Raw genomic sequence first — 21,110 nt, 5'->3', positions numbered from 1 at the left:
CCCCTTGCTGCTCCCTACAGTGATGCTTTCAGCATAACACTAGTGGGAAACATACCACTCACTGGCTGGACATCAGCGAGTGCAATAAAACCATGAAGGATAAATCCCACCACCTGCCGGCTTCCGCGCCCTCCGTCCTCGCCCCACTGGTGACCTCGCTGGAGACAGTGCCCGATGTTGCCTCCAGGGCCCCGGGACTGCTGCCTCCGCCTCTCCTGGACTGGGAGGCCTGGCGTGCGATGGTCAAGGACCTGAAGGCCGCACGTGGCGTGTCGATCAACACCATCGCCGAGCGGTCGGGACTGGACCGCTCCACCGTCATCGAGCTGCTCAATGGCCGCCGCCAGGTCAAAAGCTTCCGCGTGGACACCCTTTGGGCCCTGGCCTGGGCGCTGGGGGTCAGGCCCGAAGGGTTCCCCGGTTTCATCGCACCCCTGGTCGTCGGATATGAGGAGGGCCACAAGGACGACCCGGACGGGGTTGGTTCCGCCTGTGAGTAGGTGGGGAAAGTCGTGCGGGCTTATTGCACATTCTTGCGTAACCGCGCTTAACGACAACTTTCCCAATTATGGCCAATCATGGGTTGATCCGCTCCGTGCTTGCCGGGGCTCCGCCGCCGAGCGCATTGCAATCCAAGCCGCTGGGAGCAACCCCAACGACGATGGCGGCGATCAGGCACAGGGGGAACTCACCCTGACCGGTGAGGGGATGAGATTGCTATGGCGCACCTTTACGCGGGCCCAGGGCCGTTTCCAGCGAAAGCAAAAGCCCGGAATCGTTGTGATTCCGGGCTTCCTGGTAGCGGGATCAGGATTTGAACCTGAGACCTCTGGGTTATGAGCCCAGCGAGCTACCGAACTGCTCCATCCCGCGTCGGCTGTTTGTGCAGCTCTATCCACTATAGGGGGTTGGCTTCGATTGTCAAATTTCGACACGGGTGAAACGCCGGCATAATGGCGATGTTTCAATCATTCACGTTCCGAATTTACCTTGTCCCGATAAAAGAGGTATTTTGTTGCGGGTGGTTCCGCGGATGGGCTTCGCGGTTTGGCATTTGTGGTGATTTGCGCCTAAGCTGGGTTGGCTTGGGCCTGCAGTGGACGTAGTTACTGCCGGCAGGGAAATTGAATGGTGATGTCTGGCGCTATAGTAAGCGCTGATTGCCATTTCAGGAGGCGATAGATGGTAGAGGCAGTTGGGAGCGGCGCGCTCACGCTGGCGGCTTCGAAGCCGGAGCTTCCGGGCATAGACGATTTCATGCCTCCGGAGATTCTGTTCCAAGGCACGCCTTTTGCGATGAACCGCATCATCTTCGTCCGTTTCATCGCCATGGTCGTCATCCTGCTTCTGCTCGGCGTCACCGCGGCCAGGGCCAAGCTGATTCCGTCCCGCTGGCAGGGTGCGGTCGAATGGCTTCTTGACTTTGTGCGCGATTCCATCGTCTATGAGGTGATGGGGGAGCTGCGCGGTCGCCGTTATGTTCCGATGATCACGACCATCTTCCTGACGGTGATGTGCTTCAATCTGTGCGGCATCATCCCCGGACTGAACATCGCGGCCACCGCCACGATCACCATGCCTTTGGTCTTCGCCCTGTGGACGCTGATCCAATACCTGGTCACGGGTGTCCGCGCGCAAGGGCTCGGCAAATACCTCAAGCAGGAGCTTTTCCCGGCAGGGGTGCCGTGGCCGATCTATATTCTGCTCACGCCCATCCAGCTGCTTGAGATGCTCATCATCAAGCCGGCATCGCTGACCATCCGACTCTTCGCCAACATGATCGCCGGCCATCTCCTGGTGGCGATCAGTCTGGCATTCGCCCAGTTCTACATCATCGAGGCCAGCAACAAGCTGTTGGCCCTGGCGGGTGTGGGCTGGTTCGCCCTGGGCTTCGCACTCACCGCCTTCGAGATATTCGTGGCGGCCCTGCAGGCATACGTCTTCGCCATTCTGTCGACGGTCTACATCAATCAGAGCTACCCGGAGGTGGACTGATGGATGGGGATGGAAGGCGCAAGGGCGCAAGGGACTTGCGCTGGGGGGATGCCGACTGGCGTCTCCGCACGCAAATCGCTGTCGTCACTGTAAACCAACAACCGGCGACGGTTTAGGAAAGGAATACAAATGGACATCATCACTCTCGCTGAGGTTACCGGCAGCATCAGCATCGTCGGCTACGGCCTGGCGGCCATCGGCCCCGGCCTGGGCCTGGGCATCGTGGTCGGCAAGACCCTGGAGAGCATGGCTCGTCAGCCCGAGATGGCAAGCAAGCTGCAGACCGTTATGTTCATCGGTCTGGCACTGATCGAGGTGCTCGGCCTGCTGGGCTTCGTGGCGATCTTCATCGCCTAGCAAGCGCCGTCAGGTCAGCAAGCACAGCAGTGCAAGGCAAGCATTAAGGAAAGGAGACGCAGATGGAGCCGATAGCGGCTAACGGGGGTGTCAGCCTGTTCATCCCCAAGACCTATGACATTTTCTGGTCACTGGTCATCCTCATCATTCTGGCGCTCTTCTTCTACAAGTACTTCATGCCCAAGTTCCAGGCCATCTTCGACGAAAGGGCCGCCAAGATCCAAGGCGGCATCGAGAAGGCGAAGAAGGCTCAGGAGGCCGCGGACCAGGCGAAGAAGACCTATGAGGACCAGCTGAACCAGGCCCGGGTCGAAGCGTCCAAGATTCGTGACGATGCCAGGGCCGAGGCCTCACACATCGTGGCGGATGCGCGGACCCGCGCAGAGGGTGAGGCGCAGCAGATCACCGCGAACGCCGAGCGCTCCATCCAGTCGCAGCGGCAGCAGGCCCTGGTCTCGCTCAAGGGCGAGGTCGGTACGCTGGCCACCGCTTTGGCTGGCAAGATTCTCGGCTCCCAGCTTCAGGACTCCGCAGTGCAGTCCTCGATGATCGATTCGATCCTCGATGAGGCCGGCAAGACGGGATCGGACGCGACGAAGGCATGATGACTGGCAGAGAGACCCTGTGGTCGGCCGCCCAGTTGCGGCGGACGAGGAGGAGGTGACATGCGAGGAGAAGCTTCGCTCGTCTCCGATCAGGAGGCGAGGACACGATTCGCCCCTCTCCTGAGGCAGCAAAGCGCTGATGCGCTCGATGTGGCCCAGGAGCTCTTCGGCTTCGTGAACCTGCTCGACGCCGACGCGCGACTGGAACGTGCCCTGACCGACCCCTCGCGTGAGGCCGCCGACAAGGCGAAGATCATCGATACGCTTCTGGATGGCAAGGCCCATGCGGCCACCATCGAGATCCTCCGAGATCTGGTGGGCCGCCGCTGGAGCAAGCTGGCCCACATCGCAAACGCGGTCGAGGACCTGGCCGTGGATGCGATGACCTGCTACACCGACGTGAAGGACATCACGTCGATTGTGGCGGGGGAGCTGGCGCAGATTCACTCGGCCCTGATCGACCAGCCGATCGTCCTCTTCCGTCTGTCCGACGACTACAGCGCTCCCAAGGCCCGGGTGGCCCTGTTGGATGAGTTGCTCGAGGGCAAGGGCCTGCAGGCGGTCAGTCTGGAGCTGGCCGAGCATGCCACGCGGGATTTGCGAGGCAGGCGCTTCCTGGAGACGCTGAACTGGTTGATCGACCGCTTCTCCGCGCATATGAAGGAGACGATGGTCACCGTCGTGACCGCCGTTCCGCTCAGCCAGGAGCAGACCGACAAGCTCGCGCGCACATATGAAAGCAAGCTGGGGCGGGCAGTCCACATCAACGCGGTCGTGGACCCGGCGGTCCTGGGCGGCATGCGTGTGGAGTACGGCTCCGAGGTAACCGACCATACGGTCGTCGCCCAGCTCAAAGGCCTCAAGCGGAGCATGGCGGCGGCCGGATGAGGCGCACAGGTGGTATGACAGACTTGAACAGAAACGACAATAAGGAGTGATCATGGCAGAATTGACCATTGATCCCGCCGCGGTACGCAAGGCGCTCGACGACTTCGTCGAGTCCTACCAGCCGTCGGACACGCCCACCCAGGAGGTCGGGCATGTACGCACGGCCGGTGATGGCATTGCGCACGTGGAGGGGCTGCCTGGTTGCATGGCCAACGAGTTGCTGACCTTCGAGGACGGCACGCTCGGCCTGGCTTTCAACCTCGACGCCCGCGAGATCGGCGTGGTGATTCTCGGTGACTTCGCAGGCATCGAGGAGGGCCAGGAGGTCCGGCGGACAGGCGAGGTGCTTTCGGTGCCCGTCGGCGACGGTTACCTGGGCCGTACGGTGAATCCGTTGGGCCAGCCGATCGACGGCCTGGGGGAGATCAAGACCGAGGGCCGGCGCATTCTGGAGGCCCAGGCCCCGGACGTCATGCATCGCCACCCGGTGGATGAGCCCCTGGCCACCGGTTTGAAGGCCATCGACGCCATGACCCCCATCGGGCGCGGCCAGCGTCAGCTGATCATCGGCGACCGCCAGACCGGCAAGACCGCCATTGCCCTGGATACGATCATCAACCAGAAGGCGAACTGGGAGTCCGGTGATCCCCAGAAGCAGGTGCGTTGCATCTACGTGGCCATCGGGCAGAAGGGCACCACAATCGCCTCGGTGCGCTCCTCCCTGGAAGATGCAGGCGCCATGGAGTACACGACCATCGTGGCCTCCCCGGCGTCCGATTCCGCAGGCTTCAAGTACATCGCCCCCTACACCGGTTCGGCCATCGGCCAGCACTGGATGTATAACGGCAAGCACGTGTTGATCGTCTTCGACGACCTGTCCAAGCAGGCCGAGGCCTACCGTTCGATCTCCCTGCTCCTGCGCCGTCCGCCGGGGCGTGAGGCTTACCCGGGAGACGTCTTCTACCTGCACTCCCGTCTGCTGGAGCGCTGCGCCAAGCTCTCCGACGACCTGGGTGGCGGCTCCATGACCGGTCTGCCGATCATCGAGACCAAGGCGAATGACGTCTCCGCCTACATTCCGACCAACGTGATTTCCATCACCGATGGTCAGATCTTCCTGCAGTCCGACCTGTTCAATGCCAACCAGCGACCTGCGGTCGACGTCGGCATCTCGGTGTCCCGCGTCGGCGGCGCGGCGCAGACCAAGGCATTGAAGAAGGTCTCCGGCACGTTGAAGATCTCCCTGGCCCAATACCGGTCCCTGCAGTCCTTCGCCATGTTCGCCTCCGACTTGGATGCGGCTTCGAAGGCGCAGCTGACACGCGGAGCCCGTCTGACTGAGCTCCTGAAGCAGCCCCAGTTCTCCCCCTATCCGATGGAGAACCAGGTCGTTTCGGTCTGGATCGGCACACACGGCAAGCTGGACAAGCTGGATCTGGAGGACGTGCTGCCCTTCGAGCACGGCCTGCTGGACTACCTGGACCATAACACCGACATCCTGAAGACCATCCGGGAGACCGGGGACTTCACCGATGACACGGAGAAAGCCCTGGACGCCGCCGTCGAAGCGTACTCCAAGACCTTCGTCACCCATACGGGCAAGACCCTGGGCGGCGAGGAGCCACAGGAGCCGCAGGCGGTCAAGGTGGAGCAGGAGAAGCTCACCGTGCAGGACAGCAAGGCTGGGGAGCGGTAAACCATGGCCTCACAGCTCGCATTCAAGTCCAGGATCAGCTCCACTTCGGCGTTGGCTAAGATTTTCAACGCCCAGGAGATGATCGCGTCTTCGCATATCGCCAAGGCCCGCAAGGTCGCCCTGGACGCGAAGCCGTACTCCGATGCGATTTTCGAAGCAGTGCAGGCTCTCGTGGCCCATGCCGACGACATCAACCACCCGATCGTCAAGAAGAACGAGAAGAACCCGCGCGTGGCGGTGCTCGCACTGACGGCGGACCGCGGCATGGCCGGGGCCTACACCTCCTCGATTATCCGGGAGACGGAGACCCTGCTGGACAAGCTGGACAAGTCCGGCCGTCAGCCCGAGCTGTTCGTCTACGGCCGGCGCGGGGTCTCCTACTACAAGTACCGCAATCGTGACATCGCCAGGACCTGGGAAGGCGACACTGACAAGCCGGGTGTCGAAAGGGCGGAGGAGATCGCCGGGACGCTGCTGGACGCATACATGGCACCGGCCGACAAAGGCGGGGTCTCCGAGCTGTACATCGTCTTCACCGAGTTCGTCAACATGGTGGTGCAGAAGGTGCGCGTCCTGCGTATGCTCCCCCTGGAGCTGGTGCCGGCGGACGACGCCGCCGGCGCGGTGGATTCCCCCCGTCCCGACGAGGCCGAGCATGGGATGACGCCCATCTACCGGTTCGAACCGTCGGCCGACAAGGTGCTTGATTCGGTGTTGCCCAAGTACATCCAGGGTCGCATCCACGAGTGCCTGCTGACGGCTGCGGCCTCCGAGACCGCCAGCCGGCAGAACGCCATGCACACGGCGACGGACAACGCGAACAGCCTGATCGACGAACTGACCCGCAAGCTCAACGCTTCCCGCCAGGCTTCGATCACCCAGGAACTTACCGAAATCATCGGTTCCGCCGATGCTTTGAATAAAGAGGAAGAGTAGGAACGCCAATGGTTGCACAGCAAGAGCGGCCGACCACAGCGGCCCAGGATCCTGCGCTGGACACGGCCTCCGAGGGTCGGGTCACCCGTGTGCAGGGTTCGGTCATTGATGTGGAGTTCCCGGCGGGCCATCTGCCGGACATCTACAACGCATTGACCGTGAATCTGAGCAAGTCTTCGGACACCGAGGGCGAATCCCTGTCCACGATCATGCTTGAGGTGGAGCAGCACCTGGGTGATTCGACCGTGCGCACCGTGGCCTTGAAGCCCACCGACGGCCTGGTCCGCGGTGCCAAGGTCACCGACACGGGCGGCCCGATCACGGTGCCGGTCGGGGACGTGACCAAGGGGCACGTGTTCGATGTGGCCGGGAACATCCTGAACAAGAAGGATGGCGAGACCATCACGGTCAAGGACCGTTGGCCCATCCACCGCAACCCGCCGGCCTTCGATGAACTCGAGTCGAAGACCCAGATGTTCGAGACCGGCATCAAGGTCATCGACCTGCTGACGCCCTACGTGGAAGGCGGCAAGATCGGTCTGTTCGGTGGTGCCGGCGTCGGCAAGACCGTGCTGATCCAGGAGATGATCCAGCGCGTGGCGCAGAACCACGGCGGTGTCTCCGTGTTCGCCGGCGTGGGTGAGCGTACCCGTGAGGGCAACGACCTGATCGGCGAGATGGAGGAGGCGGGCGTTCTGGAGAAGACCGCCCTGGTCTTCGGACAGATGGATGAGCCCCCGGGGACCCGTCTGCGCGTGCCGCTGACCGCTCTGACCATGTCCGAGTACTTCCGAGACGTGCAGAACCAGGACGTGTTGCTCTTCATCGACAACATCTTCCGCTTCACCCAGGCCGGCTCCGAGGTCTCGACCCTGCTGGGCCGCATGCCCTCCGCTGTGGGCTACCAGCCCAACCTGGCCGACGAGATGGGTGCCCTCCAGGAGCGCATCACCTCCACCAGGGGCCACTCGATCACGTCCCTGCAGGCCATCTACGTGCCCGCCGACGACTACACCGACCCGGCCCCGGCGACGACCTTCGCCCACTTGGACGCGACGACCGAGCTGTCCCGCGACATCGCCTCCAAGGGCATCTACCCCGCTGTGGATCCGCTGGCTTCGACCTCGCGGATCCTCGACCCGCGCTACGTTGGCCAGGCGCACTACGATTGCGCCAACCGCGTCAAGGCGATCCTGCAGCGTAACAAGGAGCTCCAGGACATCATCGCCCTGATCGGCATCGACGAGCTGGGCGAGGAGGACAAGACCATCGTCAACCGCGCCCGTAAGATCGAGCAGTTCCTGGGCCAGAACTTCTATGTGGCGGAGAAGTTCACGGGTCGCAAGGGCTCCTATGTCAAGGCGGACGAGACCATCGAGGCCTTCACCCGTATCTGCGACGGAGCCTATGACAATGTGCCCGAGCAGGCCTTCTCCGGCATCGGCGGTCTGGAGGACCTGGAGCGCAACTGGCATGACATGCAGAAGGAACTGAACTAGCCATGGCAGGGTCTTCCAAGAGCACCTTCGAGGTGACCATCGTGGCCTCGGACCGTCCGGTCTGGACGGGTCGGGCGCGGTCCGCCAGTGTTCCGGCGACCGAGGGCGCGATGGGCATCCTGCCGGACCACGAGCCCGTGCTGGTGCTGACGTCCAAGGGGACTCTCAGCGTGGTCGGGGAGGACGGACGGCATACCGATTTCCCGGTCAGTGAGGGGTTCGTCTCTTTCGACTCCAACAAGCTGACCGTGGCGGTCGACCGCTGCGACGGGGGCGAATCCCAGGCGGACAGGTGACCGTCGCGTGCGGGTGATCGTAGCCGAGTGCTCGGCCGTATACTCGGGGCGGCTCAATGCGAGCCTGCCCCGGGCCAAGCGGGTCCTGCTGATCAAGGCGGATTCGTCCTGCCTTATCTTCTCCGAGCTGGGCTCCTACAAACCACTGAATTGGATGTGCGCACCCTGTACGATCAAGGAGATCGAACCGGGTGACGAGGAACTGGCGGTGGCGGCGCTTTCAGGCGCGGCGGTCGGGGCCGGTGCTGGCGACGAAGATGCCGCTGGCGATGATTCGGGCGAGGATGGGACCGTGGTCGCGGCCGCCCAGGCGGGAAAGGTCCTGCGCGTCAGTGCCAGCAAGTCCAGTGACATGCTCACGATAGACCTGTACCACATCTTCTCCGACCAGGATTTCGATCTGGGACAGGACCCGGGCCTGGTCAAGGATGGGGTGGAGGACCACCTGCAGCACTATCTGGCCCAGCAGATCGAGCGGATCGGAGAAGGTGCCAAGCTGGTGCGTCGCGAGTATCCCACCCCGATCGGTCCGGTCGACATCATGGCCACGGATGCCAAAGGACGGCATGTGGCGATTGAGATCAAGAGGCATGGCGGCATCGACGGCGTGGAGCAGCTGACCCGATATGTTGAGCTTCTGGACCGAGACCCCCTGTTGACACCCGTGCGTGGCATCTTCGCCGCCCAGACCATCACGCCGCAGGCGAGGGTGCTGGCCGAGGACCGGGGCTTCGAGTGCCTGATCCTGGACTACGAGGAGATGAAAGGGGCCGAAAGCGGGGAGATCACCCTCTTCTAGGCCGGCGGTGACGTTCATCGATCGGCCGCCGCCCTGCTGCGCTGGCAAATGTGACCTATCAGGCAGTTTTGCCCTGGCCGCTCCGGCAAGCCGGACTGGTGCGGGAAGTCACTAGATATAGGGGTTTTGACCGGGACACGCCACTAAGGATTGTGGTTTGCCGGTCGATGCCTTGGCCGCTAGAGTACACAGAAGGCCCGGGTGAAGGGCCGCGATTCGTAATTCGCAGAGCATTCGAGGATAAGCAGGAGAGGTCATCATGTCAGTCACGGTTTACACCAAAGCCCATTGCCCCCAGTGCGACGCCACCAAGCGCCAGCTGGCCAAGCGTGGTGTGGCTTTCGACGTCGTGGATCTGGCCTCCGATCCCGGGCTGGTCGATTCCTTCCTGGCCAAGGGCTTCAAGCAGACCCCCATCGTTGTGACCGAAGAGGGCTCCTGGAGCGGTTACCGTCCCGACATGATCAAGCAGGTGGCGGAGCGCTTGGCTGCGGTGGAGGCCTGACCGCCGCAGGATGCCTGAGACGGCTGTTCTGCTGTATATGACGCTTTGATATGCAAGGGGCCCGGAAGCCATTCGGCTTCCGGGCCCCTTTGTGTATGGAGGCGCGTTCAGCGCTCAGCGGATGAGGTCAGTGGGCGGCCAGGATGTCGACCACGAAAATCAACGTGGAGTTGGCGGGAATCCCCTTCTGGGCGGAGGAGCCATAGCCCAGGCTCGGCGGCACGACCAGGAGCACCTGGGAGCCGACGGTCTGCCCGGCCAGACCTTGCTTCCAGCCCTTGACCACGCCGTCCAGGCTGAAGTCGGCCGGCTCGCCCTTGTCCCAGGAGGAGTCGAACTGCTTGCCGTCGGAGGCCAGCCAGCCGGTGTAGTGCGCCGTGATCGACTGGTCCGCCTTCACCTTGGGGCCGTTGCCTGTGATCAAGGGCTGGGCCACGAGCTTATCGGTGGGCTTGTAGTTGTTCAGGTCCAGGCTGGGCTTGCCGTTGGATGCGAGCGTCACCTTGGGCAGGTCGGCGGGGATGTTCCTGGCCTTCTCGCCCGTGGCCCGGGCCAGGGGCTTGAACTTGGATACGACGGTCAGGGCCATCACGTAGGCGTTGTCGCCGGCGGCCTTGCCGGAGGCGTCGTTGATGCCCACACCCAGGGTGCCGTTGACCTTCATGGATTTGAAGGCGTCATAGTACTGGCCGTAGGTTTTGTGGTCGACGACGATCTGGCAGTCGGGTGCGCCCTTCTCCCAGGTGGAGTCCAGCTCCTTGCCGTCTTTGGCGTTGACCGCCACTGAGCGGACGCACAGGTGGTCGCCGTCCTGCAGGGCGTCCCCATCGCCCTCCTGCAGGACCGCGGAGGCCTTGTCGGTCACGGTCAGTGGGGTCTTGAAGCTGATCTTCGGCTTCTGGCCGGGCTTGCCGTCGGCCGATACGCCTTCGAGCTTGGCGCCCGAGCTTGCGGAGGAGGGGCTGGATTCCTGCTCGGATGGCGTGGGGTTGGTGCTCCCCCCGCAGCCCGCCAGTCCGATGGCGAGTCCCAGGGCGCAGCAGAGGGTGGCCGCTTTGGTCAATGGATGAAAGCTATGTGTGTTCATAAGCATCCAGCCTATCCTCTCAGGCCGATTTTCGGTCCTCAGGTTCTTGCCAGCGGCTCACTGTAGAATGAGGCGTGTTATGAGCACATTAGCGAATGAAGAGACGGGTGAGGCGGTCAATCGCGCGCCCTCCAAGCGGACCAGGATCATGCGTGGCATCGTCACACCTACCCTGGGTCTGCTGGCTGTGGCATGCATCGTCTTCGGCGTCCTGAATGCCACGGTCTGGAAGCCCAGCGGCGGCGTGGAGGCTTCGGCCAGCGTCGAATCCCCGTATCTGGTGACCGATCCAGGGGTTCTGCAGCTGGTCGACGATCAGGTGACCGTTACCGCACGTCTGGCATCGGGGCGCGCGTCCGGGGTCCGGTTGTGCATGGCCATGGGGTCGGCCCAGGATGCGGTCGGTTGGATGGCGGGCCAGCGGTACGAACGCGTCAGGGGCCTGGACGGTTGGACCAAGCTTGACACAGCCTCCGAGCGGGCACCCGGTCGGCAGGCCAAGACGGCCGACCAGGTCGATTTCGAACATTCGGATATGTGGCGGCAAGTCAAATGCGGTGCCGGTTCGGTCACGATGGCGGCCGAACCGCAAGAGGGTCAGGTGGCGATCATAAGCGTGGAAAAGGCGTCGGGGGACATGCATGGTTCGAAGGCTGCGGCCCGGAAGGGTGCGGCGAAACCGAAGATTGATATGACCATGCGTTGGGAGCATCGTAAGGTGTCGAACTACTCGCTTCCTTTGTATATAGCAGGCGGATTGCTTGCTGTCCTGGCGGTCCTGTCCGCCACCGTGTTCGCGATGGAGCCTGTCAGGCGCCGCAAAGCCGGGGGCGGCGATGGGCGGGAACGCCCCGAAGTCACCGTCGCCGAAGCTTTCGGGGGCGTGCTGGCGCCGGTCTTCTCCATGTTCAGGCGCAGCAAATCGGGCAAGCGGCACTCCAGGCCTGCGGGTGAGGGGCCTGACGGTACCGAGGGGAGGCCGAAGGTGGTTGACGTGTCCGCCAAGAACATGGTGGCCGACCAGCAGGCGGCTGGTGATGAAGCGACCGGGACGGATGCGGCCGAGCCGCCGGTCCTGAACATTCCGTCCGACCGTGGGCAGGCGGATTCGCGCGATCACGAGGGCGGAGCCGACCGGCAGGACACGGGCGAGGACATGCAGGACTACCTGGCGCGCCTGGCCGACGAGGTCGCCGTCCCGGAAGGACCCGGGACCCCGGAGGCTTCCCATGCTTCCCCGGACGACCGGGAGGAGGAGGTGCCCGATGCGACGGGCCAGGCCGGAGGGGCCGAGGACGCCTCGGCCGACTTGGACGACAGCACGGTTGGCGCCTTCCCCTCGGCCGATGACGGTAACCCTATGAGGGATGGCATGCATGACAGCACTGTGGGCGCCTTCCCCGCAATCGGGGATGACGCCGGCAGTGACGGTGGCTTGGATGACAGCACCGACTCCGGTGAGGGCGACGGCATCTCCGATGAGACCACAGAGGTTTTCGAGCCAGAAGGCAGGACCCGCGCCCGCGGTCTGAAAGCGGGAGACCGGCGGTCCGATGGGAAAGCCAAAGGGGGACGAGGAAAAGGAGGCGACCGTTGATACGGACCAACCATGGTCGGCGGGTCTGCAGGGGACTTGCGGCCGTTCTCGTCGGCCTGACCCTGCTTCCCCTGGCTGCTTGCGAAGGCGAGGTGCCAACGGCGAAGGACCGGTCCTCCTCGGCCACGCCACAGCCGGACCTGACCACCCAACAGGAGGCCAGAATCCGCAGGAGCATCGTCAAGACCCTGGAGCAGGCCAACCAGGCGAAGGACCCCGCGGGTCTGGATGCTCGGGTTACCGGCCCTCAGCTGCAGATCCGCAGCTCCGAGCTGACGATCGCCAAATCCACGGGCAACCTGGACCCCAAGACCACGATCCCCGGTCAGATAGCCCAGACCGTAATCCCCGGGGACTCGGGCTGGCCACGCTCCGTGTTCGCCATCACGACGACGACCGAGGACCAGCAGTCCAAGCGTCTGCTGGTCATGAACCAGGCGTCGGCGCGGGAGAACTACAAGCTTTGGGGGGTGGCCCGGCTCTTCCAGGGCGCCCAGCTGCCCAAATTCCCGGTGCCGACGATCGGTGCGCAGATGGGTGCCGCCGACGACAAGGGGCTCAAAGAGACCCCCCAGCAGGCGGTCGAGCACTACGCCGACGTGCTCCAGCACGGCAAGAACAGCAAGTACGCCAAGGAGTTCTCCTCCGACTACCTGCGCGATTCCATCGGAAAGCTGACCGATACGGTCCAGCAGGGCATCGATGCCAACAAGGGTGAGCAGAAGCAGACCTTCACCCCGGAGAAGGGGCAGATCCGTGTGATGCGTTCCTCGGACGGCGGGGACCTGGTCGTCGCCCAGATCAACTCCGTCTGGACGCGCAAGGCGGGGGAGGGACGTGAATCCCTGCCCGCCTCGGATGCGGAGAAGGCCCTCTTCGGGGGCGGACAGGCCACCAGCACCATGAAGGTGACATATGTGAACGTGATCGCCATCTATGTGCCCTCGTCCTCGTCGTCGGACCCGGTCAAGGCCGTGGGCGCCGAGCGGCAGCCGGTCAAGGTGGAGGCTGTCTGAGGCCTGGTCTCAGCCTCCTGGTGAACCCGGCGCGGCCGGCCGTGGCCCCGGGCTAGGTTTGGAGTGTAGGCGTAAGTTTCGAACAAAGGAGATGGTCGCATGGCTCAGCAAGGACAGCCGCAGCCGGGCGTATCGCTGGCGGGAGCAGTGGATCTGGGGGCTTTGAAGCACAAGGTCGAGGCGCAACCGGGCCAGGCCGGGGGAGCTCCGGCCGCCGGCGGGTATGTGATCGACGTGACCGAAGCATCCTTCCCTGCCGCCGTGCAGACCTCCGCCACATTCCCCATACTCCTCCTGCTGTGGCTGCCTACGGATGACCGGTTGTTCCCGATGGTCCGGACGTTGGCGGACGCGGTCAACGGGCAGGAGGGGAAACTTCAGCTGGCTCGGGTCGACGTATCGACGAACCCCCAGATCGCCCAGGCCCTGCAAGCGAAAGGCGCACCGGCCTTGTTCGCGCTGTTGGGCGGCCGGCCCATGCCCATCCTGGAAGGCCTGCCGTCGCAGGACGAGCTCAAGCAGATCACCGACCAGCTGATTCCGCAGATCATCCAGCTGGCCCAGCAGCAGGGGATCACAGGCTCGGCCCCATACCAGGAAAGCGGCGAATCCGATGGCGGCCCGGCTGAGGGCGAAGCCGCCGATGCGGTCCCGCCCGCCCACCAGGAGGCGCGCCGCCTGGCCCAGGAGGGTGACTATGCAGGCGCCGCTCAGGCGTATCAGCGCGTGATCGAAGCCGACCCGCAGGACCAGTTGGCCGCCCGCGAGCGTGCGAAGGCCCTGCTCATGGCCCGTTCGGCTCAGGCGGATGTGCGCCAGGCCAGGCAGGCCGCCGCCGACCGGCCGGACGATGTGGACGCACAGCTCGCCGCCGCCGACGTGGATATGATCGGTGGCAAGGTGGATGATGCCTTTGGCCGCCTGCTTGATTTCATCGCTGCCCACAAGGACCAGATGGCCCCGGCTCACGACCGCCTGCTGGAGTACTTCGCGATTCTGGAACCTTCGGACCAGCGTCTCGCCCGGGCTCGCCGCCGTCTGGCCACCGCCATGTACTGACCGGCAGCGGGGGCCGTTCAGTCCAGGGTGCGGTTGGGGCCGAAGTCGTTGAGGAAGCGTGATCCCTTGGCCCTGAGCTCGTCCTCGAAGGCGCGGGCCCAGGTGCGATAGGGGCGCTCGGCCAGGCCGTCGTTGGAGAATCGGGCGTCGTTGGTGATCTCGGTGATGCAGAAGGGCGGGATCACGAGGTCCGTCACCGGTCCTGAGCGTTCCACCTCGGCCACGGCCAGGGGGGAGTTGCCTCCGCCGAAGATGTCCACGTTCCACCAGTCCTCGCCCAGCCAGATCCCGTAGCGGTTCTTGACGATCAGCGAGCCGCCGCGCATGACCAGTTCGGTGGCGATTCCCGGGTCCAGGGGGCGTTCGGCCTCGTAACGGGTGCCGCCGACGACCGGCCCCTTGGCGGTCAAGGAGGCAGCGCTGAAACGCTCCCGCTCCTCCATCAGCACGTGCAGGGCGTCGGTGTGCGCGTCCATGGTCCGGCGGACCCCTTCGGCCTGGAGGCGCACGCGGAGGGCGTAGTTGTCCGAGTGCACGAAGTAGGACTGCACGATCAGCGTGGGGGCGTCGCCGTCGTCCAGGTCCTCGGGCAGTTCCCGGCAAAAGAACCGGCGCTCGAACTCGAAATCGTCCCTGTCGTCATCCATGCGGCCATTCTACCGGGCTGCGGCGCGCGACGGCTGCGGGTGGTCGCGGGATGGACTAGAATGGTCTGAGTCGTCTGTCGGTGCCTTGCGCACCGGGTGGATGGCATGGGTTCGTAGCTCAGCGGATAGAGCGTCTGTCTCCGGAACAGAAGGTCGAGGGTTCGAATCCCTTCGAGCCCACCAGGTTCAAACCCCTGCAGCCAAAGCGGTTGCAGGGGTTTCCTTATCTGCGTGGGTCCTGTACGGGGGAGTGGGGGCACGGCTGGTGCGCGGTATGCGCGCAACCGTATGCGTGGGATCCGTTGCGCCGGCTGCCGTTCCGGTGTTCGTTCCCGGCCCCGGCCAGTGGGTTGGATAGACTTGGGGGCATGAGTCCAGAAGAACTTGCCCAAGAGATCAATTCCGTCTGCCAGAGCCTGGCCGAGCAGGTGGCGCTGGGTGCGCTGACCGCCGAGGACATACCCGCGCCCGAGCGAGTGGCTGTCATGCGGCCCAAGGACCGTGCGCATGGTGATTGGTCCACCAATATCGCCATGCAGCTGGCCAAGCGGGCAGGCATGAAGCCGCGGGAGCTGGCCCAGGCCATCGCCAGCGAGCTGGGCAGCGGTCACGGCATCGCCTCGGTGGAGGTGGCGGGCCCCGGCTTCATCAACATCACCCTGGACGCGGCCGCCTCCGCAGCCGTCGTCGACACGGTGCTGGACGAGGGCGTCCGCTACGGGACCAACGACCACCTGGCTGGCCGTACGCTCAACCTGGAGTTCGTCTCCGCCAACCCCACCGGGCCCATCCACATCGGCGGCACCCGTTGGGCGGCCGTGGGCGATTCCCTGGCCCGCGTGCTCCAGGCCAACGGCGCGAAGGTGGTGCGCGAATACTACTTCAACGACCATGGTGAGCAGATCAACCGTTTCGCCAAGTCCCTGGTGGCCGCGGCCCATGGCGAACCCGCGCCCGCCGACGGCTACAAGGGTGCCTACATCGACGAGATCGCCCGGCGGGTCATCGACCAGGCCAAGGCCGACGGCGTGGACATCCTAGGCCTGCCGCGCGTGGACTCGGGAAGCAATGACGAGGGCGAACCCCTGGGCGAGGGCGACTCCGCCCAGCGTGAGGAATTCCGCAAGCGGGCCGTGCCCATGATGTTCGCCGAGATCCAGGAGTCCATGAAGGACTTCCGCGTGGATTTCGACGTGTGGTTCCACGAGAACGGCCTGTACGAGGACGGTGAGGTGGACCGCGCCTTCGATGTGCTGCGCTCCAAAGGCGACCTGTTCGAAAAGGACGGCGCCACATGGTTCGCCTCCACCAAGCACGGCGACGACAAGGACCGGGTGGTCATCAAGTCCGACGGCAACTACGCCTACTTCGCCGCCGACATCGCCTACTACTACAACAAGCGCCACCGCAAGCAGGACCCGGCCGACGTGGCCATCTACATGCTCGGTGCCGACCACCACGGCTACATCGGCCGCATGATGGCCATGTGCGCCGCCTTCGGTGACCAGCCGGGCGAGAACATGCAGATCCTGATCGGCCAGATGGTGAACGTGATGAAGGACGGCAAACCCGTGCGCATGTCCAAGCGCGCCGGCAACGTCGTCACCATCGACGACCTGGTCCAGGCCGTGGGCGTGGACGCCGCCCGCTACTCCCTGGCACGCACCGACTACAACCAGTCCGTGGACATCGACCTGGACCTTCTGGCCTCGCACACCAACGAGAACCCGGTCTACTACGTGCAGTACGCCCACGCCCGTTCCAGGAACGTGGACCGCAACGCCGCCGCCGCCGGGGTGGATGCCGCGCTCGCCGACCTGGGCCTGCTTGATTCCGCGGCCGCCGAGACCGTGCTGGCGCAGCTGGCCCTGTACCCCTCGGTCGTGCAGACCGCGGCCGACCAGCGCGCCCCCCACCGTCTGGCCCATTACCTGGAGGATCTGGCGGGTGCGTACCATCGCTGGTACAACCTTGAGCGTGTGGTTCCCATGCCGCTGACCGACCCGGAGAGCCGGAGGGGCGGGGAGGGCGCCGCGGAGCTGGAGAAGGCCAAGAACCCCGAGCCCGCCCTCGCCGCCGCCCGTCTGAGGCTCAACGACGCGGTGCAGCAGGTGATCGCCAACGGCCTGGGTCTGCTGGGGGTGGACGCGCCGGAGAAGATGTGATCGGCAAGCAGGCAAGTCGTCGGCCGGAAGGACAATGGCAAGCATGACCATCCCCCTGATTCTCGCGTCGCAGTCGCCCTCCCGCCGGGACCGGCTCGTACGCGCCGGCATCCGCCCCACCATCCGTGTCTCGCAGGTGGATGAGCCTGCGGCCTTGCAGACCGCTGCGGCTGAGCAGGGGGTCAGTCTGCACTTCCTGCCGGCCAGGGAGCGTGTCGCCATACTTGCCGGCGCCAAGGCCGGGGCGGTGCAGGAACGGCTCCTGGCGGTCATCGACGCCGAATCCAGGGCGGCCGGGGAGCAAGTGGTCTCCCGGCCCCTTGAGGACGGCTACGGTTCGGTGCATTCCCGCCTGCCCATGGACCGGGCGGTCGCTGGCGAGCAGGGCATGCTCAACGCCGGCGTGGGCCCTTTGGTCATCGGATGTGATTCCCTGTTCGAGTTCCAGGGCGAGCCATTGGGCAAGCCCCATACTCCCGAGCGTGCGCTCGAGCGTTTGAAATCCATGCGCGGGGAGACCGGGACCTTATGGACCGGCCACTGCCTGATCGACCTGGCCACCGGCCGCCGGGCCAACGCCAGCAGCCGGGCCCAGGTGACTTTCGGCGACTACACCGATGCGGACATGGCGGCTTATGTGGCCACGGGCGAACCCCTGGAAGTGGCTGGTTCGTTCACCTTGGAGGGCCAGGGATCCGCCTTCATCCGCTCCATCGAGGGAGACCCCAGCGGTGTGATGGGGCTGAGCCTGCCCACCATGCGCTCGCTGGTGGAGGGCCTGGGGATCAAGTGGCCGGACCTGTGGAACGAGCGCGAGGACCGGGAGCGCCAGCAGGCTGTGCGCCCGCAAGCCTCCGCAGCGCCGGCGGGCAACGTCCACCAACCCGGCGACGGCTGGATCGATTGCGCCTGCGGCCGCCTCCACTGGGGCCTCAACGGCGCGGCGGGCGTACTCCTGGCCCGGCGTGACCCGGACTCCGGCCTGGTGAGCGAAGTGCTCCTGCAGCACCGGGCCACGTGGTCCGCCGAGGGGGGCACCTGGGGGGTGCCGGGCGGGGCCATCGCCGATGGTGAGAGCCCGGTGGAAGGCGCCCTGCGGGAGTCGCACGAGGAGGCGAACATCAGCCCGGAGGACATCGACGTGGTGGGCTCCTATGTGGAGGACCACGGTCCCTGGGCATACACCACGGTCTTCGCCATGGAGCGCGAAGGCCACCGGGTGGAGCCGCGTATGAACGACGATGAGAGCCTGGAGCTTGCCTGGGTCCCCCTGGACCAGGTGGCCGACCGTAAGCTCCTGGGCGCCTTCGGTCGCGACTGGCCCGCTTTCCTGAACCGTCTGAAGGCCCTGTCCCCGGTCAAGTGAAAGGCGGCCCGCAGGGTCATCCGGTAGGATGAGGCCTCCTTGCGCGGCCCGGCGAATCATACCAGCGCCGGATGTCCGGCCCGGCAGCCGCCGATTAGCTTGATGGGTATGAACAGCAGAACATATGCGGCAGCGACCGATGCGGGCGCGCCCTACGGCAATCCGGCGGAGGCCGGTCAAGCGGGGTCCCCTCCTGGGCGGACGGGACCTGACGGCCATGCCGGACGCCGGGCGCACCAGACTGCGGCGCAGCGACTTTGGCTTCGTCTTCCAGTCCGGTCAGCTTCTGCCCGAGCTGCCGGCCGTGGAGAACGTCGCCCTGCCCCTGATGCTGGGGGGGGGGCATGGACTACCGGCAGGCGGTGCAGGCGGCCCTGGGTTGGCTGGACCGCTTCGGCCTGGCGCCGTTGGCCCGGAGCAGGCCCGGTGAGATGCCAGGAGGACAGAGCCAGCGGGTGGCGATCGCCCGGGCGTTGTGCATCGGCCCCAGCGTGGTGTTCGCGGATGAGCCGACCGGTGCCTTGGACCAGCGCACGGGCCATGAGGTGATGGGCATACTGACCGCTGCGGCGCGTTCATCCGGTGCGGCGGTCGTCGTCGTGACCCACGACCCGGCTGTGGCCTCCTTCTGCTCGCGTACGCTGACCATGCGGGACGGCATCTTCGTCGGGGCCGGTTCCGGCATGCCCCCGGGGCAGGCGGAGGTACCCCGCTCGCCCCAGCCCCAGCCGCAGAGGCCCCAGGCCCTGCTCCCGCAGGCCATCACCCCGCTTGGCGTCTCCTCCAGGGTGTCCGCCGGCCAGCCTGGTGTCTGGCGTCTGCTCCTGGTGCTGGGTGCCTTCATCCTCGCCCTGGCCGTCTTCCGCATGCCGCTGGGCCGGTACATCGGGCAGGCCGTCGCGATCGGCGTTATCCTCGGTGTCATCGTGGTCTGCTACGCCCTGCTGAACCTGCTGGGCCCCTGGGTGGTGGCCGCTCGTGCCCGCATCAAGGTCCGCCGCCCGCGCTCCGTGGCTTCGCTGATCGCCATGCGCCGGGTGCTTGACGACCCCAAGCGCGCCTGGCGCAACGTTTCGGGCATCGCCCTGGCGGTCTTCATAGCGGGCATCACGTCTGTCTGCTCCAATTTCGCCTCCGCCGTTGACTTCGGCAAGGGGGCCGAGGGGCAGGCCGCCGGGCTCGACCTGCTGAACCACCGGGCGGACGACTGAGCGGGTTCGCGGCCCGGTCTCAGGAGAGGACGGCGGCGATCAGGGCGATCACGACGGGCGAGGACACGGTGGACAGGAGGATGCCGTCCCTGGCGAAGGTCATGCCCACCTCGTACCGGGCCGCGTAGTTGTACACGTTCTGCCCGGTGGGCAGGGCGGCCAGCACCACGCAGCCGTACAGCTCCGCCCCCCGGAAGCCCATGACGAAGTAGGACAGCAGGAAGGCGATCAGGGGCATGGCCAGGTTCTTCAGGGCCACCACGGTCAGCGTGGCGGCTTGGTCGGTCTTCTCCTGCATGGGTCTGCTGCCCCGAAGGGACATGCCGAAGGCCATCAGGATCATAGGCACCGCCGAGTCGCCGATCATGGAGATGGGCTTGAACACGAAGTCGGGGATGATGAAATGCCCGGCCCCGGCGGAGACGGCCGAGACGAGGATGCCGCCCAGGGAGCCTATGAGCAGGGGCTGTTTCAGGGGTTGCTTGGCGATGGACCTGAGGGAGACCCGCCCGGAGGTGGTGGCGTCCAGGACCGTGAGCCCGATCGGTGTGAACAGGGCCTGCTGCATGACCAGGATCGGGGCCACCAGCGACGGGTTGCCCAGGATGTAGGTGGCGACCGGCAGGCCTATGTTGTTGGAGTTCAGATAGAGCGAGTTCAGGGCCCCGATCGTGGTGTCCGCCGCCTTCATGTGGAAGAAGGCCGCGTTCAGCGCCACGAACAGCAGCCCGACCGCTGCGGCCGAGAGGAAAGCGACGATGATGCTCGGGTGGAGTATGACGTTCAGGTGCTCCTTGGCCAGGATCGCGAACATGAGGCAGGGGGAGGAGACGAAGAAGGAATACTTGTTCAATACCATTTGCGCCGTGGGGCCGCCCACCCGGAAGCGCGCGGCGGCATACCCCACCGCGATGACCACGCCGATGATGAAGAACCCCTCCATCGCGCTCAGCAGCCCAGGCATGAACCACCCCTCTTAGCATTGCGGTTGATACACAAACACAAGTCTTATCATGCCACGCGAGGGTGCTGGTGGCGCTGGCTGGGAGTCCGGTAAGGCTTCGATGGTGGGGGTGTGGGTGGGGGTTGGTGTTGGTGTTCGTGTGCCGGTGGGTATGGGAGCGGCCCGGTGGTGTGTGTTGCCGCCGGGCCGTGGTCTTGTGCGCTCCCTTCTGGGTGTTTAGGCGCTGATGGTGGTGTGTCTGCCTGGTTGGTGTCTGCGGGCGTGTTGGTGGGCTGTTGTGGTGAGGGCGGCCAGGGTGGTGAGGAGTAGGAGGGTGCCTCCGCTGAGTCGTTGGATGGGTATGCTGCCGGCTTTGGGCAGGGTGTATTGGTGGGTGTAGGTGTAGGTGAGTGGGTAGTCGGGTTGGGGTTGGCCGGCTAGGG

At 65.1% G+C, this 21,110-nt stretch carries 20 protein-coding genes, 2 tRNA genes and 1 pseudogene; 18 read left to right on the top strand and 5 right to left on the bottom strand.

The window, feature by feature from the left end; translation table 11 throughout:
* The first annotated feature begins 92 nt into the window (after nucleotides 1-92).
* A complete protein-coding gene (locus CRD59_RS08100) occupies nucleotides 93-500 on the top strand; it encodes a helix-turn-helix domain-containing protein (RefSeq protein WP_201736577.1) in 408 nt (135 codons plus the stop codon).
* 296 nt (nucleotides 501-796) lie between these two features.
* On the opposite strand, the gene CRD59_RS06805 is transcribed toward CRD59_RS08100, so the two are convergent.
* Nucleotides 797-873, bottom strand: a tRNA-Met gene (locus tag CRD59_RS06805).
* A gap of 309 nt (nucleotides 874-1,182) precedes the next feature.
* On the opposite strand from CRD59_RS06805, the gene atpB reads away from it, so the two are divergent.
* From atpB to CRD59_RS06755, 10 genes are all read left to right on the top strand, one after another.
* Nucleotides 1,183-1,995, top strand: a complete 813-nt coding sequence (gene atpB, locus CRD59_RS06800) for a F0F1 ATP synthase subunit A (protein ID WP_113853936.1) — start codon at nucleotides 1,183-1,185, stop codon at nucleotides 1,993-1,995.
* Between the two features lie 129 nt (nucleotides 1,996-2,124).
* Nucleotides 2,125-2,352: an ATP synthase F0 subunit C gene (gene atpE, locus CRD59_RS06795; protein ID WP_113853935.1), complete on the top strand. Its 228-nt coding sequence runs from the start codon at nucleotides 2,125-2,127 to the stop codon at nucleotides 2,350-2,352.
* Between the two features lie 62 nt (nucleotides 2,353-2,414).
* Entirely contained in the window at nucleotides 2,415-2,957 is a 543-nt protein-coding gene (locus CRD59_RS06790) for a F0F1 ATP synthase subunit B (RefSeq protein WP_113853934.1), read from the top strand.
* 60 nt (nucleotides 2,958-3,017) lie between these two features.
* Complete coding sequence (locus tag CRD59_RS06785; protein WP_113853933.1) at nucleotides 3,018-3,845, top strand: F0F1 ATP synthase subunit delta; 828 nt, start codon at nucleotides 3,018-3,020, stop codon at nucleotides 3,843-3,845.
* A 52-nt stretch (nucleotides 3,846-3,897) separates the two neighbouring features.
* A complete protein-coding gene (atpA, locus tag CRD59_RS06780; RefSeq protein ID WP_113853932.1) occupies nucleotides 3,898-5,541 on the top strand; it encodes a F0F1 ATP synthase subunit alpha in 1,644 nt (547 codons plus the stop codon).
* A 3-nt stretch (nucleotides 5,542-5,544) separates the two neighbouring features.
* Entirely contained in the window at nucleotides 5,545-6,477 is a 933-nt protein-coding gene (locus CRD59_RS06775; protein ID WP_113853931.1) for a F0F1 ATP synthase subunit gamma, read from the top strand.
* A gap of 8 nt (nucleotides 6,478-6,485) precedes the next feature.
* Nucleotides 6,486-7,976 carry a F0F1 ATP synthase subunit beta gene (gene atpD / locus CRD59_RS06770; RefSeq protein ID WP_113853930.1) on the top strand — a complete coding sequence of 497 codons (1,491 nt, stop codon included), beginning with the start codon at nucleotides 6,486-6,488 and terminating at the stop codon, nucleotides 7,974-7,976.
* 2 nt (nucleotides 7,977-7,978) lie between these two features.
* Nucleotides 7,979-8,272 (top strand): F0F1 ATP synthase subunit epsilon, encoded by a 294-nt coding sequence (locus CRD59_RS06765; RefSeq protein WP_113853929.1) that lies wholly within the window; start codon nucleotides 7,979-7,981, stop codon nucleotides 8,270-8,272.
* Between the two features lie 7 nt (nucleotides 8,273-8,279).
* Nucleotides 8,280-9,071, top strand: a complete 792-nt coding sequence (gene nucS / locus CRD59_RS06760; protein ID WP_113853928.1) for an endonuclease NucS — start codon at nucleotides 8,280-8,282, stop codon at nucleotides 9,069-9,071.
* A gap of 259 nt (nucleotides 9,072-9,330) precedes the next feature.
* Nucleotides 9,331-9,576: a glutaredoxin domain-containing protein gene (locus tag CRD59_RS06755; protein WP_113853927.1), complete on the top strand. Its 246-nt coding sequence runs from the start codon at nucleotides 9,331-9,333 to the stop codon at nucleotides 9,574-9,576.
* Nucleotides 9,577-9,703: 127 nt separating this feature from the next.
* Here the strand turns inward: CRD59_RS06755 and CRD59_RS06750 are convergent, their stop codons facing one another.
* Nucleotides 9,704-10,663: an FKBP-type peptidyl-prolyl cis-trans isomerase gene (locus CRD59_RS06750; protein WP_113853926.1), complete on the bottom strand. Its 960-nt coding sequence runs from the start codon at nucleotides 10,661-10,663 to the stop codon at nucleotides 9,704-9,706.
* A 79-nt stretch (nucleotides 10,664-10,742) separates the two neighbouring features.
* On the opposite strand from CRD59_RS06750, the gene CRD59_RS06745 reads away from it, so the two are divergent.
* The 3 genes from CRD59_RS06745 (at nucleotide 10,743) to CRD59_RS06735 (ending at nucleotide 14,335) form a co-directional block, all read left to right on the top strand.
* The gene (locus tag CRD59_RS06745) at nucleotides 10,743-12,260 is read left to right on the top strand and encodes an ICP22 family protein (RefSeq protein ID WP_113853925.1); all 1,518 of its coding nucleotides are present in this window, start codon (nucleotides 10,743-10,745) and stop codon (nucleotides 12,258-12,260) included.
* The gene (locus CRD59_RS06740) at nucleotides 12,257-13,276 is read left to right on the top strand and encodes a hypothetical protein (protein ID WP_407923126.1); all 1,020 of its coding nucleotides are present in this window, start codon (nucleotides 12,257-12,259) and stop codon (nucleotides 13,274-13,276) included. The genes CRD59_RS06745 and CRD59_RS06740 overlap by 4 nt, the downstream gene beginning before the upstream one ends.
* A 99-nt stretch (nucleotides 13,277-13,375) precedes the next feature.
* The gene (locus tag CRD59_RS06735; RefSeq protein ID WP_113853924.1) at nucleotides 13,376-14,335 is read left to right on the top strand and encodes a tetratricopeptide repeat protein; all 960 of its coding nucleotides are present in this window, start codon (nucleotides 13,376-13,378) and stop codon (nucleotides 14,333-14,335) included.
* 17 nt (nucleotides 14,336-14,352) lie between these two features.
* Here the strand turns inward: CRD59_RS06735 and CRD59_RS06730 are convergent, their stop codons facing one another.
* Nucleotides 14,353-14,982 (bottom strand): CYTH domain-containing protein, encoded by a 630-nt coding sequence (locus CRD59_RS06730; RefSeq protein ID WP_113853923.1) that lies wholly within the window; start codon nucleotides 14,980-14,982, stop codon nucleotides 14,353-14,355.
* A 107-nt stretch (nucleotides 14,983-15,089) separates the two neighbouring features.
* On the opposite strand from CRD59_RS06730, the gene CRD59_RS06725 reads away from it, so the two are divergent.
* The 4 genes and pseudogenes from CRD59_RS06725 to CRD59_RS08210 all read left to right on the top strand — a co-directional run.
* Nucleotides 15,090-15,165, top strand: a tRNA-Arg gene (locus tag CRD59_RS06725).
* A gap of 185 nt (nucleotides 15,166-15,350) precedes the next feature.
* Complete coding sequence (argS, locus tag CRD59_RS06720) at nucleotides 15,351-17,147, top strand: arginine--tRNA ligase (RefSeq protein ID WP_113853922.1); 1,797 nt, start codon at nucleotides 15,351-15,353, stop codon at nucleotides 17,145-17,147.
* Nucleotides 17,148-17,190: 43 nt separating this feature from the next.
* On the top strand, nucleotides 17,191-18,513 hold the full coding sequence (locus tag CRD59_RS06715; protein WP_113853921.1) for a Maf family nucleotide pyrophosphatase: 1,323 nt from the start codon (nucleotides 17,191-17,193) through the stop codon (nucleotides 18,511-18,513).
* A 199-nt stretch (nucleotides 18,514-18,712) separates the two neighbouring features.
* Nucleotides 18,713-19,173 (top strand): annotated as a pseudogene (locus CRD59_RS08210) (ABC transporter ATP-binding protein); the annotation flags it as partial.
* Nucleotides 19,174-19,743: 570 nt separating this feature from the next.
* Here the strand turns inward: CRD59_RS08210 and CRD59_RS06705 are convergent.
* Together CRD59_RS06705 and CRD59_RS07995 are read right to left on the bottom strand one after the other, a co-directional pair.
* A complete protein-coding gene (locus CRD59_RS06705; protein ID WP_113853920.1) occupies nucleotides 19,744-20,688 on the bottom strand; it encodes an AEC family transporter in 945 nt (314 codons plus the stop codon).
* Between the two features lie 216 nt (nucleotides 20,689-20,904).
* Nucleotides 20,905-21,110 (bottom strand): hypothetical protein (locus CRD59_RS07995; RefSeq protein WP_161522310.1); only part of this gene is annotated, 206 nt, incomplete at its 5' end.

It is taken from the genome of Bifidobacterium xylocopae (genome assembly GCF_003315615.1).
In the GTDB taxonomy this organism is placed as follows: Bacteria; Actinomycetota; Actinomycetes; order Actinomycetales; family Bifidobacteriaceae; genus Bombiscardovia; species Bombiscardovia xylocopae.
This window is presented reverse-complemented; position numbering and strand designations above follow the sequence as displayed.

What these genes read in the sequence shown, in the direction of transcription:
- CRD59_RS06750 (WP_113853926.1), bottom strand. Translation starts at nt 10,663, where the DNA reads ATGAACACACATAGCTTTCATCCATTGACCAAAGCGGCCACCCTCTGC.
- CRD59_RS06765 (WP_113853929.1), top strand. Translation starts at nt 7,979, where the DNA reads ATGGCAGGGTCTTCCAAGAGCACCTTCGAGGTGACCATCGTGGCCTCG.
- atpD (WP_113853930.1), top strand. Translation starts at nt 6,486, where the DNA reads ATGGTTGCACAGCAAGAGCGGCCGACCACAGCGGCCCAGGATCCTGCG.
- CRD59_RS08100 (WP_201736577.1), top strand. Translation starts at nt 93, where the DNA reads ATGAAGGATAAATCCCACCACCTGCCGGCTTCCGCGCCCTCCGTCCTC.
- CRD59_RS06705 (WP_113853920.1), bottom strand. Translation starts at nt 20,688, where the DNA reads ATGCCTGGGCTGCTGAGCGCGATGGAGGGGTTCTTCATCATCGGCGTG.
- atpA (WP_113853932.1), top strand. Translation starts at nt 3,898, where the DNA reads ATGGCAGAATTGACCATTGATCCCGCCGCGGTACGCAAGGCGCTCGAC.
- CRD59_RS06785 (WP_113853933.1), top strand. Translation starts at nt 3,018, where the DNA reads ATGCGAGGAGAAGCTTCGCTCGTCTCCGATCAGGAGGCGAGGACACGA.
- CRD59_RS06775 (WP_113853931.1), top strand. Translation starts at nt 5,545, where the DNA reads ATGGCCTCACAGCTCGCATTCAAGTCCAGGATCAGCTCCACTTCGGCG.
- CRD59_RS06755 (WP_113853927.1), top strand. Translation starts at nt 9,331, where the DNA reads ATGTCAGTCACGGTTTACACCAAAGCCCATTGCCCCCAGTGCGACGCC.
- CRD59_RS06735 (WP_113853924.1), top strand. Translation starts at nt 13,376, where the DNA reads ATGGCTCAGCAAGGACAGCCGCAGCCGGGCGTATCGCTGGCGGGAGCA.
- CRD59_RS06715 (WP_113853921.1), top strand. Translation starts at nt 17,191, where the DNA reads ATGACCATCCCCCTGATTCTCGCGTCGCAGTCGCCCTCCCGCCGGGAC.
- atpE (WP_113853935.1), top strand. Translation starts at nt 2,125, where the DNA reads ATGGACATCATCACTCTCGCTGAGGTTACCGGCAGCATCAGCATCGTC.
- argS (WP_113853922.1), top strand. Translation starts at nt 15,351, where the DNA reads ATGAGTCCAGAAGAACTTGCCCAAGAGATCAATTCCGTCTGCCAGAGC.
- CRD59_RS06730 (WP_113853923.1), bottom strand. Translation starts at nt 14,982, where the DNA reads ATGGATGACGACAGGGACGATTTCGAGTTCGAGCGCCGGTTCTTTTGC.
- atpB (WP_113853936.1), top strand. Translation starts at nt 1,183, where the DNA reads ATGGTAGAGGCAGTTGGGAGCGGCGCGCTCACGCTGGCGGCTTCGAAG.
- CRD59_RS06790 (WP_113853934.1), top strand. Translation starts at nt 2,415, where the DNA reads ATGGAGCCGATAGCGGCTAACGGGGGTGTCAGCCTGTTCATCCCCAAG.
- CRD59_RS06745 (WP_113853925.1), top strand. Translation starts at nt 10,743, where the DNA reads ATGAGCACATTAGCGAATGAAGAGACGGGTGAGGCGGTCAATCGCGCG.